The 14,671-nt window shown below is 70.9% G+C and carries 14 protein-coding genes and 1 pseudogene; 5 read left to right on the forward strand and 10 right to left on the reverse strand.

Annotated elements, in window-relative coordinates:
* The coding region (locus ACTMSW_RS03985; protein WP_441179059.1) for a hypothetical protein at positions 1-374 on the reverse strand (374 nt) is incomplete at its 3' end.
* A gap of 88 nt (positions 375-462) precedes the next feature.
* Between ACTMSW_RS03985 and ACTMSW_RS03990 the strand changes: the two are divergent.
* From ACTMSW_RS03990 to ACTMSW_RS04000, 3 genes and pseudogenes are all read left to right on the forward strand, one after another.
* Positions 463-594 (forward strand): annotated as a pseudogene (locus ACTMSW_RS03990) (IS5/IS1182 family transposase); the annotation flags it as partial.
* Positions 595-659: 65 nt separating this feature from the next.
* Positions 660-1,232, forward strand: coding sequence for an RNA polymerase sigma factor (locus ACTMSW_RS03995; RefSeq protein ID WP_441179060.1), 573 nt, complete (start codon positions 660-662; stop codon positions 1,230-1,232).
* Positions 1,229-2,161 carry a CU044_5270 family protein gene (locus ACTMSW_RS04000; protein WP_441179061.1) on the forward strand — a complete coding sequence of 311 codons (933 nt, stop codon included), beginning with the start codon at positions 1,229-1,231 and terminating at the stop codon, positions 2,159-2,161. Before ACTMSW_RS03995 ends, ACTMSW_RS04000 begins: the two co-directional genes overlap by 4 nt.
* Positions 2,162-2,488: 327 nt before the next feature.
* Here the strand turns inward: ACTMSW_RS04000 and ACTMSW_RS04005 are convergent, their stop codons facing one another.
* The 8 genes from ACTMSW_RS04005 to ACTMSW_RS04040 form a co-directional block, all read right to left on the reverse strand.
* Positions 2,489-2,818, reverse strand: coding sequence for a hypothetical protein (locus tag ACTMSW_RS04005; protein WP_441179062.1), 330 nt, complete (start codon positions 2,816-2,818; stop codon positions 2,489-2,491).
* 366 nt (positions 2,819-3,184) lie between these two features.
* Positions 3,185-3,928, reverse strand: coding sequence for a class F sortase (locus ACTMSW_RS04010; protein WP_441179063.1), 744 nt, complete (start codon positions 3,926-3,928; stop codon positions 3,185-3,187).
* A gap of 58 nt (positions 3,929-3,986) precedes the next feature.
* Entirely contained in the window at positions 3,987-4,664 is a 678-nt protein-coding gene (locus ACTMSW_RS04015; RefSeq protein ID WP_441179064.1) for a hypothetical protein, read from the reverse strand.
* Positions 4,665-4,920: 256 nt separating this feature from the next.
* The gene (gene pulA, locus ACTMSW_RS04020) at positions 4,921-10,416 is read right to left on the reverse strand and encodes a pullulanase-type alpha-1,6-glucosidase (RefSeq protein WP_441179065.1); all 5,496 of its coding nucleotides are present in this window, start codon (positions 10,414-10,416) and stop codon (positions 4,921-4,923) included.
* A 158-nt stretch (positions 10,417-10,574) separates the two neighbouring features.
* Positions 10,575-11,255: a cellulose binding domain-containing protein gene (locus ACTMSW_RS04025; RefSeq protein WP_441179066.1), complete on the reverse strand. Its 681-nt coding sequence runs from the start codon at positions 11,253-11,255 to the stop codon at positions 10,575-10,577.
* 109 nt (positions 11,256-11,364) lie between these two features.
* Positions 11,365-11,967, reverse strand: coding sequence for a cellulose binding domain-containing protein (locus ACTMSW_RS04030; protein ID WP_441179067.1), 603 nt, complete (start codon positions 11,965-11,967; stop codon positions 11,365-11,367).
* Positions 11,968-12,120: 153 nt separating this feature from the next.
* Positions 12,121-12,510 carry a hypothetical protein gene (locus tag ACTMSW_RS04035; RefSeq protein WP_441179068.1) on the reverse strand — a complete coding sequence of 130 codons (390 nt, stop codon included), beginning with the start codon at positions 12,508-12,510 and terminating at the stop codon, positions 12,121-12,123.
* 37 nt (positions 12,511-12,547) lie between these two features.
* Positions 12,548-13,228, reverse strand: a complete 681-nt coding sequence (locus ACTMSW_RS04040) for a hypothetical protein (protein WP_441179069.1) — start codon at positions 13,226-13,228, stop codon at positions 12,548-12,550.
* On the opposite strand from ACTMSW_RS04040, the gene ACTMSW_RS04045 reads away from it, so the two are divergent.
* Positions 13,227-13,439: a hypothetical protein gene (locus ACTMSW_RS04045; RefSeq protein WP_441179070.1), complete on the forward strand. Its 213-nt coding sequence runs from the start codon at positions 13,227-13,229 to the stop codon at positions 13,437-13,439. The two genes, ACTMSW_RS04040 and ACTMSW_RS04045, sit on opposite strands and share 2 nt — an antisense overlap.
* A gap of 24 nt (positions 13,440-13,463) precedes the next feature.
* Here the strand turns inward: ACTMSW_RS04045 and ACTMSW_RS04050 are convergent, their stop codons facing one another.
* Positions 13,464-13,832 carry an ArsC/Spx/MgsR family protein gene (locus tag ACTMSW_RS04050; protein WP_441179071.1) on the reverse strand — a complete coding sequence of 123 codons (369 nt, stop codon included), beginning with the start codon at positions 13,830-13,832 and terminating at the stop codon, positions 13,464-13,466.
* 86 nt (positions 13,833-13,918) lie between these two features.
* Here ACTMSW_RS04050 and ACTMSW_RS04055 point away from each other — a divergent pair, with 86 nt between their 5' ends.
* Complete coding sequence (locus tag ACTMSW_RS04055) at positions 13,919-14,632, forward strand: dienelactone hydrolase family protein (RefSeq protein WP_441179072.1); 714 nt, start codon at positions 13,919-13,921, stop codon at positions 14,630-14,632.
* The last annotated feature ends 39 nt before the right edge of the window (positions 14,633-14,671 follow it).

Consider the following 14,671-nt stretch of genomic DNA (forward strand, 5'->3'; position numbering starts at 1 on the left):
TCGAACTCGACGACAAGTCCACCGTCACCGACAACGACCCCAAGAACTGCGTCAACGTCAAAGACTGCCACGCCTGACCGGCAGCGCAGTGAACAGCCGAACCGCTGACGGCATCGGCTGAGGCCACCCTCCGGCCCGCTCGGGAACGGTCCAACCGGATCGGACCCGGCGGGCCGGAGGACTGTCGCCAGGAGATACGAGCCGGCCCCCTTCCGCGTCACCGCGCAAGGGGGCCGGCCGCTGTCGTACTCCTGCCGCACGAGATCGTGACCCTCCGCGCCGGCGCGGATGATCGTGCCGGTGGCCGCATCGGTCGTGGTCGTCGGCAGCACCTCGTCGCTGCGGACGGTGACGAAGCCGGTCCCCTGCCCCATCACTGAGCCTTTCCAAACTGATCTTCCAGCTCAGGGCGGGTGTGGCGAGCGCGGGAATCGCGGAGGTGATGACCTTGGCTGACAAGGCGGCGAACGCGCCATCGCCACGCTCAAGACCTGGAAGATGCTGACCAGGCTGCGCTGCCGCCCGCTCCGCGCCACCGAGATCGTGCAGGCCATCCTCGTCCTCCACCATGTCGAAGCGAACCGCTACGCATGATGAGAGATGTCCCCGGTGGTGGAACTCGGGGGTGGCTGCGGACAGGTACAGGTGTGACAGCTGAGATGCGGGTCCGGATCCGGGCCGGAGACACCGATGCTTTCGGTGAGCTCTTCGATGAGCATGCCGATGCGGTTCATCGGCATGCGGTGTGGAGTGGGGGCGATCCGGTTCAGGCCGAGGATGTGGTGTCGCTGACCTTCCTCGAGGCGTGGCGGGTTCGCGAATCCTTGCATCCGGATGGAGGCAGCCTGCGGCCGTGGCTGCTCGGGATCGCCACCAATGTGCTGCGCAATCGCAGGCGGGCGGCGCGCCGGCACCGGGAGGCATTGCGGCGATTGCCCGTACGCGACACCGTCCCGGACTTCGCTGACGAGGTGGTCGCCCGGATGCACGACGCCGACCAGGTGACTGCCGTCATGGCGGGACTGCGGGCGCTGCGCCGGGCGGACCGGGAGGTGTTCCTGCTCTGCGTGTGGTCGCAGCTGGACTACGCGGCGGCGGCCGAGGCCCTGGGCGTACCCGTCGGGACCGTGCGTTCGCGGCTGTCGCGGGCCCGGACCCGGCTGCGGGCGCTGGCACAGCAGGAGATGGCGCGTACCCGAATGATCCCCGTCGAGCAGGGAGAGTACCGATGAGCGAGCCCACCGCCCCCCGGGTGCCGGCCATGCCGGCGCTGCGCCGGCAGGCACTGCGGCATCATCTGCTGGACGAAATCGAGCGGCCGGCCCGGCGGCCACGGCGGATGCTGGTGCTCGCGCCTGCGGCCGGCGTGCTGGCGGTCGCGGTTTCGGCCGGGGCGATCGCCCAGCCGTGGGCGCCAGACAGCACGCCGCAGATCGTAACGGTCGAGAAGGGGGAAGGCAGTGGCGCGACGTTGCTGCTGAACCGGATGGCCGCAGCGGCTGCCGACACGCCGGACCCATCGTCCGGGGAGGGAGAGTACGTCTACATCAGGAGCCGGGGTGCGTTCGCTGAGCTGGGTGACGGCCCGGCGCGGCTGCAGCCGGTACACGAACGGGAGATCTGGATCCCGCGGAACGAGCGCGGTGACGGCTTGCTCCGCCAGCCGTTTGTCAACGTGCCGATCATCGGTGTGATCCCGGAGCGGGAGACGCTCACGGACGTGACGCCGAACGCGGCGCTCGTCGATCTGCCCAGCGATCCGGACGCCCTGTTGGAGAAGCTCTACCGGGAGCGCAACGAGCGTGGCGGAGGCAACAGTCGCGACGGCGCGGCGTTTACCGCGATCGGCGACATCCTGCGCGAGTCGCTGGTACCGCCACAGACGACTGCCGCGCTCTACCAGGCCGCGGCGAAGATTCCGGGGGTCGAGGTGGTCCGCGGGGTCACCGACGCCGCCGGGCGGCGAGGGGTAGCTGTCGCGCACACCGAGAGGAGCCGGCGCCAAGAGTGGATCTTCGATGAACAGACGTACGAATACCTCGGTGAGCGCAGTTACCTCGTGGCGGACACCGCCGACGGGCCGGCTGGGACGGTGCTGGGCACGACTGCGGTGCTGCAGCGAGCCGTGGTGTCGGACCTTGGACAGCGCCCAGAGAGGTAGCTGTCAAGCAACCGGCGGGATCGATGCTGGTTGCAGTGCTGGCGGACGAGGTTGGCGAGGTGGTTCAGGGTGCGGCTGGACAGCGATCGACCTCCGGGCTCGCCGCACCCGCACCGCCGGGAGCCGGATCATCCTGCCTGTGAGCATCAGAAGTACGACAAAGAAGACGCCAGCGGCACGCCACGGGAACCCGTGACCGCCGCTGGCGCTCCTGGCCAGGACGCAACGGTGGGATGCCACCGAGCACGTTGCCGGCATACTGGCCCACCGGCGAGCCGCACGAGCGGCCCAGCTGATGCCGGCACCCTCGAGCTACTCGAGCAGCTCCTAGTCCTCGATCTCCACGTCCAGGTCGATGTCGCGGATGCAGACGATGAGGTTGTTGGGCTGAGTCCTGTTGTCGTTCGTCGCGTCGACCTCCACGGACTGCTCGAAGTCGACTTCGCTGTCCTCGATGTCGTTGTCGCTAATGATGTTGGCGACGATCAGCTCGTTGATCTGCTCGTTGGTCGCGCAGACGAACCCGTTGCGGTCCTTCCCGTCCTTCCCGTACTCCTCGTCGTACGAGGCGAGCGCGGCGGCGGGCGCGCTGAGCACCAGTGCGGCGCTGCCCAGCAGCACCCCGCCGGCGAGCTTGGTCAGAAACTTCTTCGACATGTCCCCACTCCCTCCTTGTCGGCTCCGGAAATGAGCCACTACGAACATAAAAGGGGTTCATGTTCGTTCGGAGCGCTTTCCAGGTTTCTGCGGCGAACATGCCTCTAGCTGCTATAGAAGGCCCTACCGAAGCTCGGACAACGTGTCGGACGTGATGAGCCGGCAGTGTGCCGGTGTGCAGCCGAACGATCCCGCACACAGCACCTCCGGTCCGGCATCCGCTTGTGCCCCGGGTGCCGTGATGTGGGCGGCAACGGCTCGATGCGCTGCCACAGCCCGTCCGGCACGATCCACGTGAGCTGCGCACACGCGTCGCGGCCTTGTCCCTCGCAGGTCATTACCTACGAGAGACAAGAAGCCGGGAGGTCATGGCACCAGCGTCGCGAACACCACGATGTTGTCCTTGTACGACCTCGCTGCCTTGTCGTAGGCGCCACCACAGGTGATCACGCGGAGCTGCGCCTTGCCGGTGTGACCGTAGACCTGCTTCAGCGGGAGCTTGGTCTTCGGGTAGCGGACCACGCCGTCGACGATGAAGCGGGCCTTCTTGCCGTCCTTGCGAAGCACCTCGATGGCATCCTTCGGTTTCAGCGCGCCCAGGCGGAAGAAGACCGCTCGCCCGGTGGCGCGTGAGTCGACGTGGCCCACTACCACCGCGGTCCCGGTCTCGCCGGGGCTGGGTCCCAGCTTGTACCACCCGGCCGTATCGGGCTGGTTGGTCGGCGGGACCGCGATCTGCTGGTTCCGGTCCAACCCGAGCGGAGTCGTCGGCGCGTCGACGCCGATCCGCGAAATCTTGATGCGGGTGGGTTGCGATCGCGGCATCCCGGCCGACGTCGGTGGGGAAGACGGGCGGGTCGCGGCGGACCTGGAACTGCTCTCGAGGCGGCCGCGCGCACCGCGGGCCTCGCCGCGGCTCGCCCCGGTGGTCGGCGACGCGTCGGCCTTGCTCGGCGCCGGATCCGGTGTGGTGGGCTCGTCCGCCAACGGTGACAGCAGGGACTGCGGTGCGGCGGCGGGGTCGGGCTGCGGTGGCGGTCCGACCGAATCGGCAACCGTCGCCGCGTGCACGACCAATCCTGCTCCGGTGAGCGTGACGAGGACGACCATGACGAGGCCGGCGGCACGCCACGGGAAACCGTGGCGGCCGCCGGCGCTCCTGGCCGCCCTAGGCGACAGTGCCATCGGCCGACCGCCGACGCAGCAGTGCGATGCCACCGAGCACGCCCACGCCGATCATGCCGGCACCGGTCGCCGTCAGGACACCGGTGTCGGTGTCGGAGAACGCGCCACCGTCACCGGCCGCGACGCCAGCCGTGCTGGGGAGTATCCAGGCTCCGTCCGGCCCCGCGTACGCGGTGCCGGGCGCGGCGGCGTTGCCGGCAGGCTGGCCCACCGGCGACCCAGCCCGGCCGAGACTGGCCTGGACCATCCTGAGCAGGTCGCCGAGCAGGTCGGTCTCCACGTCCACCCCCACCTCGAGGTCGCGGATGCAGACCACGACGGTGTTGGGCTGCTGGGTTCGGGTGTTCGAGGCCGACTGTGCGGCGCTCAGGTTGAAGGTGACGACGCTGTCCTCGATCGTGTTGTCCCGGACGATGTTGGAGATGTTCTGCTCGTTGATCTGTGTGGTGGACGCGCAGGTGACCCCGTTTCCGTCCCTGTCCTTCAGGTCGAATGTCTTGGGCTTGTCGTCTGACTTCTTCGATTTCTGCCCCTGGGTCGAGACCTTGGACTGCTTGTTCGCCCCGTCGTCGGGCGCGGCGAGCGCGGTGGCGGGCGCGGCGAGCAGGAGCGCTGCGCTGCCCAACACCATCCCGCCGGCGAGCTTGGTCAAGAACCTCATCGACATGTTCCTCATTCCCTTCTGGTCGGCTCAGGAGACCGAGCTACGAGGAACGTTAGGCTGATTCATGCCGAACGAGAGGACTTTCCGGGTTTCGTAACATGTACGACCGAAGGTGCGGTAAGTAGTTTCTTCATCCTTCTTGTGGGCCAAAGGCCGTTTTGTCCGGCCAGCGTCGTCGGTAGCGGCAGGGAACGGCTGACGCAGAAGGGCCGGCCCCCTCCGCGGGAGCGGAGGGGGCCGGCCCACGTTCGGGTCAGCGCTGTACGAAGACCGCCACGCTACGGGCCGGCACCCGGAACGTGCCGCTCGCCGCGTCGAACGACGCCGTACGCAGCACCGGGTCCGCGGAGTCGCGCAGCACCGGGTGCAGCGCCACGTCCGCACCGCGTAGCCCGTCGAGGCGCTGCGTCGCCGCCTCCGGGGTGGCGTTGAAGACCACCGTCACCGACTTCCACCGCCGGTCCAGGCCGCGACCGTCGAGCGTCATGGTGAGTACGCCCGGCGTCTCCGCCGTACCGGACAGCGGGAAGGCCACCCGCTTCTGCACCTGGTCGGCGGTGGTGAGCCCGAAGACCGGCGAGGACGACCGGATCTTCAGCAGCTCGGCGTACCGGGCGTTGGTGGTGTCGATCGCCGCGCAGTCCGGCACCAGCTTCGGATCGGCCAGCAGCGGCTTGGCGTACGGCCACTTGTCCTTGTTGTCCTGCTCCGGCGGAAGGCCGGCGCCGAACCCGTTGCCCTGGGCGCAGTCCCAGCGGATCTGGTTGAACCAGTCTCCCGAGTTGTACGAGTTGCGGTCCAGCGACTTGGAGCGCAGCCGCTCCGTGCCGGTGGTGACGAACCCGGTGCCCTGCCCCATCACGACCGTGCTGAGCGCGAGCACCTGCATCCGGGCCCGGTCCGCCGCCGAGGTGTCCTGCGGCAGCTTGTACGCCAGCGCGTCGTACAGGATCTCGTTGTCGTGCGCGTCGACGTAGGTCACCGCCTCGCCCGGTGCGGCGGTGTAGCCGGCCGGGGAACCGTTGTAGTCGACCTCCGCGCCGGTGACTCGCTTACCGGAGGAGTCCGTGAAGCGGTACCGGGCCAGGTTGCCGGTCAGCCCGACCTTGATGAGGTCGTGCTGGTGCAGCAGCCGCTCGCGCTGCTGCTCGGCGGTTCCGTTGATCTCGTCGCCGTTTCCGTCGGTGAGAAGACCGGAGGCGAAGCCCTGCACGCGCGGGTTCGCGTCGAACGGGCCGCCACCGCGCACCGCGTCACGGAGCCGGTCGTTGAAGGTGCCGATGCCGGTGCCGGCCATGTTGAGCTGGGTGGCCTGCACGAACCGGGCGTCGTTGGCGACCTCGCCGAAGTTCCAGCCCTCGCCGTAGAGCAGGATCGACTTGCCGTCGACGCCGTCGCGGGCGGGGGTCAGCGCGTCCAGCGCCTTGCGCACGGCCAGGATGTTCGCCTTGGGGTGGTGACCCATCAGGTCGAACCGGAAGCCGTCGACCTTGTACGCCTTGGCCCAGGTGACCAGCGAGTCCACCACCAGCTTGCCCATCATGGCGTTCTCGGGGGCGGTGTTGGCGCAGCAGGTCGAGTTGGCGACCGTGCCGTCGTCGAGCAGGCGGTGGTAGTAGCCGGGAACCACCTGGTCGAGCACCGACTTCGGGTCGGTGCCGGACGCCGACGTGTGGTTGTAGACGACGTCCATCACCACCCGCATCCCGGCGCCGTTGACGCCGGCCACCATCTGCCGGAACTCGGTGGTCCGTGCCGCGCCGGCCGGGTCGACGGCGTAGCCGCCCTCCGGCACCGTGTAGTGCAGCGGGTCGTACCCCCAGTTGTAACCGTCCTTCTCCGCCACGGCCGCGACGCACTTCTGCTGTTCGTCGGAGTCCGGCGGCAGCTTCGCCAGGTCACAGGCGGGCTGCTGCTGGTCGGCCCGGCGCTCCGGGATCGTGGCGAAGTCGAACGCCGGCAGCAGGTGCAGGTGGGTGACCCCGGCGTCGCCGAGGGCCGTCAGGTGCTTCATCCCAGCCGTGCCCGGGTCGGTGAAGGCGGCGAAGGTGCCCCGCCGCTCCGCCGGGACGGTGGTGTCGGCGATGGAGAAGTCCCGCACCGACAGCTCGGAGATCTGCACCTTCGTCGACGGCACGGCCGCCGGCTTGCGCAGGTTCGCCCAGCCGGCCGGCGCGAGCGCCGGGTCGGTCAGGTCGACGATCTGGCTGTGCGTGGAGTTCGGCGCGAGGGCCACCGAGTACGGGTCGGTCACCGCCGCGGTGACGACCCTCTGCGCCGCCGGCTGCCAGGCCTCGACCTGGTAGCGGTAGTACTTCCCGGCCCAGGCCCGCGTGCCGCGTACCGACCAGACGCCGGTGCGGTCGTTGCGGCTCATCGCCACGGTCGTCGGCTGCGCGGTCGGCGAGTCGAACAGCTGGAGCGACACGCTCCGGGCGGTGGGCGCCCAGACCGCCAGGGTCGGAACCCGCCCCGCGAACGTCGGGCCGAGACGCGCCCCGGTCGCCGCCGCGTAGACGTCGTCGAGCACGCCGGGGATCTGCACGCCGGTGGCGGAGAGCAGGCCACCCTGGGCGTCCCGCTCGGTCACCACGAGCTGCCCCCGCAGGGCCGCCGGCACCTTGGCCAGGTCCCGCCGGTCCAGCGTGAAGCTCTGGTACGCCCACAGGTGCGGGAACGTCGCGCGCTGGGCCTCGGTGAGCCCGTTGCGCTGGGCGCGCAGCGGGATGGTGGTGTACGTGCCACTCAGCTCGCCGTCGGCCAGGGTCACCCCGCCGGTCGGCGCGGCCACCAGGGCGTACGTCTTGCCGTCGGTCGGCCCGGTCTGCCAGGCGACCGTCGAGCGGTCGATCCAGTGCGCCTTCTGCTTGGTGATGTCGAGGTCCTTCGCCGTGCCGGTGGTGGTCGCCGGCAACAGCCGGCCACGTGTGCCGGCGAGCAGCCACACCTCGCGGCCGGCGCTGGCGAAGTCGAGGCGCTGGTCCTCGGGCAGGTCCTTCTCGTCTCCCTTGTGGATGATGTAGCTCAGCCCGGTCGCCCCGGCCGACAGCGGCACCTCGAAGACCGCGCCGAAGGCGTCGACCCTCACCGGCGCGAGGGGCTTGGCCCAGTCGGTCGGGTTGGCCGCGCCGTCCCAGAGGTGCAGGCCCCAGCCATCGTAGTTGCCGTCGGCCCGGCGGTAGTGGATGAACGCGGTGCCCTCGGCGACCGGCGGGTCCGGCTCGCCGGTGGCCGCCTGCCGGGTCGGGTGCATGGTCGGGTCACCCTGCTTGAGCCAGATCTCGCCGGTCTTCGTCACGTCGACCGTGCGGTCCTGCTCGACGTCCTTGTTCCCGTTCTTGTCGACCATCAGGAAGCCGACCGACTTCGCGCCCGGCTTGAGCTTGACCCAGGCAAACCGGCCGTAGGAGTCCTCACCGGCGAACGGCTGGCCCTTGGGCCACTCGGTCGCGTACGCGGGGTCGATGTCGCCCCAGGCGTACAGGCCCCAGTCGTCGTACCCGCCGGCGGGCCGCTGGTAGTGCACGACCAGCCACTCGCGGGACTGCCCCTGCTCGGGGGTGCCGACGGTGGCCGTGGACCGCGCGGTGGCGGTACGGCCCTTGCCGTCCCGCACCACGGCCTTGTACTCGATCTTCGTTCCGCCGGCCAGGCCGGTCAGGTCGTGGTGCACGGTGTACGGGGCCCGGTCGGCGGCACCGAGGAGGGTCCACTTCCCGCCGGCGACCCGGGCGGCGAACGTGACGGTGGCCAGCGGGTCGCCGGTCACCTGTGCGGTGACGGCGGCCTTGGTGGCGACCGGGGCGTCCGGGGCCGGGGCGCTGATGGTGATCGACGGGTTGGCGGAGGGCGACGCGATCGGCGTGCCGGCGCGGTGCACCACCGCCGACAGCGGCGGAACGGTCAGCGTGAGCTTGCCGTCGCCGGCCGCGACCGGCGCGGCCGTGCCGCCGTAGATGCCGGTGAAGGTGGCGCCGGCCGACCAGGTGTCCACGGTGACCGTCTGCGCGGTGTCCGCGTTGTTCACCGCGACGACGTACTCGGTGCGCTGCTTCGGGTCGATACGGGAGAAGGCGAAGACGCCCGGCCCGTCGGCGGCGTGCCGGGTGACCTGGACCCCGTCGCGCAGCGCCGGGTGCGCCTGGCGCAGCTTGCCCAGCTCGGCGATGGCCCGGTACAGCGGGTGCTGCGGGTCGAACTGGTCGACGGCGTGCGTCCGGTCGGTGCCGAGCAGGTCGTCGTCGAGGTAGTCCGGGGTCTTCGACGCGAACATGTCCTGTCGGGCGTCCTTGTCCCCGCCGGGGCCGGTGAAGCCCTGCTCGTCGCCGGAGTAGACGACCGGCTGGCCGCGGGTGAGGAACATCAGCTCGTGGGCGAGCTGGTCACGCCGCAGGTGGGTGGTGGGGTCGGTGCCACCGGAGGCGATGAACGAGCCGATCCGGCCCATGTCGTGGTTGCCGAGGAAGGTGGGCAGCCGACCGGCGTCGGTGTCCCGGGCGTGGTAGAGGTCGTCGCGGGCGTACACGTCGGCGAGGGCCTTGGCGGAACCGGCACCGGCGGTGTAGCCCCGGGCCGCCTCCTGGAACGAGAAGTCGAGGGTGGCCGGCAGGCCGCCGCGCCGGACGTACGTCGAGGCGACCTCCTGGTCGGAGCTGTAGACCTCGCCGAACATGAAGAAGTCCTTCTTGCCGGCGCGTTCGGCCGTGCGCTCGATGCCCTGACTGAACTGCGGCCAGAAGTCGAGGTTGACGTGCTTGACCGTGTCCAGCCGGAAGCCGTCGACGCCGGTCTTGGCGATCCAGTCGCCGTAGACCTTGGTCAGCCCGCGTACCACCTCGGGACGCTCGGTCCAGAGGTCGTCCAGGCCGAAGAAGTCGCCGTACTCGCTGTTCTCACCGGCGAAGGTGGAGTCGCCGCGGTTGTGGTACATGGTCGGGTCGTTGAGCCACGCCGGGACCTTGACCTTCGCGTCGGCGGGGGTCTCGAAGGTCGGCGTGTACGGGAACGACTTCGTGTTCACGTCCGGGAAGTCCCGGGTGCCGTCGGCGTAGTTGCGGTCCTCGAAGGCCCGCCCCTGCGCGTCCCGGTACGGCGACGTCTTCTTGTCGACGTAGGTGAACGTGTCCTCGGCGTACGTGATGACGTCGGCGGTGTGGTTGACGATGACGTCGAGGTAGACCTTGATGCCGCGCTGGTGGGCGAGCTTGACCAGCTTCTTCAGGTCCTCGTTGGTACCGAAGTGCGGATCGACCTGGGTGAAGTCGGTGATCCAGTAGCCGTGGTAGCCGGCCGACACGTCGTCACCTCGGCCCTGCACCGGGCGGTTCTTGAAGACCGGGGCCAGCCAGATGGCGGTGGTGCCCATGCCCTCGATGTAGTCCAGCCGGTCCATGACGCCCTTGAGGTCGCCACCGTGGTAGAAGCCCTTGTCCGCCGGGTCGAGACCGGTCTTGAGGCGGTCGCCGGACAGGCCACCCCGGTCGTTGCGCGGGTCGCCGTTGGCGAACCGGTCGGGCAGGACGAAGTAGAACTGCTCGGCCCGGGCCTTGTTCTCGGCGGCCCGGAGCAAAGCCTCGGCCGAGGGCTCGGAGCGCCACTGGGTGGCGCCGGCGGCCGGATCGGTGCCGGCGACCCGGTCGCTGGCATCGGCGCTGATCTGGTTCACGGCGACCGGAGCGCCGACGAGGGTGAGAGTGAGCAGGGAGACGAGGGCTAGCCAGGCTGTGCGCGGTAGCGGCGGCGGTTTCATCGACGGCCTTCCTCTGGTCGCTGATTCGCCCGCACGCTAGCTCTTGCCGAAACATTCTGCAATACCTTGCAAACCGAGTCGCAACAAAGCACTCTGCTTGCAGACACCTTGCTGCCTCGCGCACCGCCCCAGGGGCTCGTGCGTCGGGAGTGGACGGCTCAGCGGCAGGCGAAACCGTCGACGGTGCAGCTCGCCGGGCGGGTGTCGGCCCGCTCGATGTGGAACCGCAACGGCGCGGTGCCGCCCGGCGGCACGTCGACCCCACTGCGGTACGTGAAACCACCGTCGGTGGTGCGGAGCGTTCCCTGCTGCTGCCCCTCGACCCAGGCGGTCACCAGCCGGCCCCCGGGGAAGGCGAGCGTGGCGGTCCATCCCCGACCGGTCGACGCCCCGTTGGTGATCAGGACCTCGGCGATGAAACCGCCGTCGTACGCCTCCATCACCCGGTACCGCCCGGTGACCGGCGGCGGGGCGGGCTGGGCCGGTCGCACCGAGGGCCTACCGCCGCCGGCACCGGACGGGGTGGACGGCACGGCCGCGGCGGTGGTCGGCAGGACGGTGGCACGCGGCGACAGCCCCGGCCGGACCGCCGCCGTCGGTGTCGGCCTCGGAGCGGGGACGCTGGACTCGGCCGACGACGGCGACAGTTCCGGCAGCACCATCGGTGGCGCGGGATCGGGTCGTGGACCACCGTCGGAACTGCGGCCCCGGTAGGTGCCCAGCGCGACGACCAGCAGCACCACCATGACGAGGACCCCGATCAACACGACCACCCACGGGGAGGACGCGATCGCGGTGGTGGTGTGGGACGAGTGTGGGGCGCGGCGCGTACCGGACATGTCTCTCCTCACCGTGTCGCCCGGGCAGAGTACCCAGCAGCGGCCATCTCGGACAGTGCACACGGAATGACGCGGCGCAGCGTGCGGTACGCCATGACGGACGCGCCCCTCATCCGACCGCGCAGTCGGTCCCGTTCACCGTGCACAGGTCCGGGCGTTCCCAACTGCCGGTGCGGTTGATCCGCAGCCACACCGTCTCGCTCTCGCCCGCGTCGAGCGCACCCGTACCCCGCAGCAGGTACGAGCCGGCGCCGTCGGCGGAGACGGAGACCCCGGACTCGCCGGAGGCCTGGAATCCCTTGACGCCGCCGCTGAAGTAGAGCTCCACCCGCCAGTCGCGGGACGCGGCGGAGCCGTTGCGGACCTGGAGCTCCACCTCGAACGATTTCCGGTCGTCGTACACCACCCGGTAGCGCGCGGTCACCCGGCCGGCGGCGGCCGGCGATCCGGTGCCGGGCCGGAGGTCGGGCGTGCGGGGCGCGCGCGGCGCCGATGGGGTGCCGGCGGGGCGCGTGGGGGTGGCGACGGTCGGCGCGGGGATCGCCGTGTCGGTGGGGGTGGCGGCCAGCGTCGGCAGGACCATCGGCGGCGCGGGCGGCGGCACCGGCTCCCGCCGCTCCGCACCACGGAACGACAACAGGGCCACCAACAGGAGGCCGACCAGCAGGCCCACGCCGAGCAGCACCACCACCCAGGGCACCGAGGCCAACACGCGGGAAACGGTCCGTGCACCGGGATCCCCGGCGGGTTGCACAGACATGAAGCCCCCTCGTGCGCAGTCGACGCGCCAACTTAGCAACCCATCCTGTCGGACGGGATGAGGCCCGCCTCCGCGCCGGCCGTGTCGTGTCGTCTCGACGGATGGTCAGCCCGCGCGCAGGACGGTGCAGATGACCGGACCGTCGTCGGTGCTCCGCAGCAGGTAGCGGTACCGCTCACCGGGCACCCTGCGGCCCTCGCTGTCGAGGAACTCCCACTCCACCGCCACCATCGTCAGCAGCGCCGACATCGGCTGCACGTCCTCGATCGCGGCGTGCGCGGCCACCAGTTGGCGTTCCTGGTAGTCCGGCGCGGCGCCCACGAAGGACAACGCCACCGCCGCGGGGGACGTGAACGAGAAGCTGTAGGTGTCGGCCACCACCAGTCCCGGCAGCGCGTAGCAGCCGGCGATGGCCGGTACGTCGCCGGCCGTCAGGGCGACGCCGTACCGGTCGAAGAAGTCGGCCAGCGTGTCCAGGTCGGTGGGGGCTTTCACGCGGGAAGCAATTGCCGGCCGGACACCGGGCCAAACCTCAGCGCGGCGGAATCCCCACCTCGATCTCCACGCCGAGCCGGGCACCGCCGGCCAGACCCAGGTCGTCACCGCTCCAGAACCGCCCCGGGTCGTACCAGTTCGGACGTCGTCCGGCGGGCAGCAGCCCCATCGCCTCGTAGGTCACCGCCACCACCTCGGCGCAGTACGCCGTCTCCAGCGCCTGGTCCCGGGCCGTCGACCGGTCCCGACCCTCGCCGCGCTCGGCGTCGCGGCCGGGCAGCGCGGGAACCCGGATCGCCGGCACCCGGCCGCGCAACCAGCGCCAGGCGAGCTGCGCGGTGGACGGGAACGGGGTGCCGTCGAGACGCGCGATGGTCCGCAGCACCGCCCGTTCCATCTCGGCGTCGGCCGGCGGGTCGAGCTGCCGTAGCCAGCCCCGCTGGCCGTACCGGTTCGCCCAGACGCAGACCGCGTCCCGCAGGTCGTGCAGCTGGACGCCGCGCTGGTGGGTGCCCGACCACATGTCCGGCAGGGACCGGCCCAGCTCGGCGTGCCACATCAGCGGCGGCATGTCGTCGAGCACCACGGCCATGCCGACGTGGTTGACCGGACTGTTGGTGGTGAGCTGGATGGCCCGGTCCGGCACGCTGCGGCCCCGGAACACCCACACGTCGCCGGTGCGGGTCAACTCCACGGCCTCGTCCAGACTGATGCTCATGAGGGACTACCCTAAGCCGATGCGGCAACGGATGCGGTGGTGGAAGGTCCTCGGGTTGGCCGGACTGGCCGGGGTCGCGGCGTCCGGTGTGGTCATCGCGCGGGCCGAGCGGCGGCGTCGCGCGTACACCCCGGAGGAGATCCGGGACCGGCTGCGCGAGCGGCACGCGCAGGCCGCCGGGAGCGCGAGCCGGACCGACAACCCGGCCTGAACTCGGCCGCGGCCGCCGATCGCGTCAGGCGCCGGTGCGGCGCACCGCGTCGTCCAGCGCCTCCGGGGTGCGACCGACGAGCGCACCGCCGTCGTCGAGGAGCAGGATCGGCCGCTGGATCAGCTCGGGGTGGGCCACCATCGCCGCGATCCAGCGGGGCTCGGTCGCGTCGTCGCGGGGCCACTCCGACAGGCCCAGGGTGCCGGCCACCGGCTCCCCCGTGCGGCAGACCTCCCAGGCCCGCGCGCCCAACCGCCGCAGGACGTCGGCCAGCTCCGCCGCGTTCGGCGGCTGGTCCAGGTACGCCCGCACCTGGTAGGGCACCCGCACCTCGTCGAGGGTGTCCCGCGCGCCGACGCACTTGGAGCAGGACGGGTTCAGCCAGATCTCCATGGCGACCATCGTGCCAGAGCCGCCGAGCGTCCCTTGTGGATGCCGACGGGGCCGCTCAGCAGCGGCTTCCCGACTAGGCTGCGATCATGGCCTTCCCCGAGACGCCGTTCGCCCTCTCCCCGCCGCCCGCGACCGTCGAGCGCCACGGCCAGGTCGACCTCCACCTGCCGACCGAGGGCGGCCGGCGACCCGCGGTGGTCGTGGTGCACGGGGTTCCGCTGCCACCCGGGGCGCCCGATCCACGCGACTGGCTGCTCTACCAGGGCTACGGCGCGCTCCTGGCGGAGGCCGGTCTGGTCGCCGGCGTCGTCTCCTACTCCGTGACGGACCTGGCGAGGATGCCGGAGGCCGCCGACGACCTGGCGACGATGGTGGAGCAGGTCCGCGCCGACCCGCGGGTGGATGCCGACCGGCTGGTGCTCTGGTTCTTCTCCGGCAGCGGCCTCTTCCTGGGCGACTGGCTGCGGGCCTCGCCACCGTGGCTGCGCGGTATCGCCGCCACCTACCCGTTGCTGGCGCCGATGCCGGGCTGGGTGCTCGGCCCCCGGTTCCACCCGGTCGAGGCCCTCGACGCGGGCCGTGACCTGCCATTCGTGCTCACCCGGGCGGGCCGGGACATGCCGGTCGTCGCCACCGCGATGGAGGCGTTCCTGACGGCGGCCGACGAGAAGCGCCGGCCGATCCGCGTCATCGACGTGCCGAACGGGCAGCACGGCTTCGAGGTGCTCGACCACACCGAGGAGTCCCGCGCTGCCGTGCGTACGGTCCGCGACGCGGTGGTGGAACTGCTGACGGCGTGACCCTTCTGTCGACCGCTACTGGGACCTCGGCGGCACCCG

This window comes from Micromonospora sp. BQ11, assembly GCF_052068135.1.
In the GTDB taxonomy this organism is placed as follows: Bacteria; Actinomycetota; Actinomycetes; order Mycobacteriales; family Micromonosporaceae; genus Micromonospora.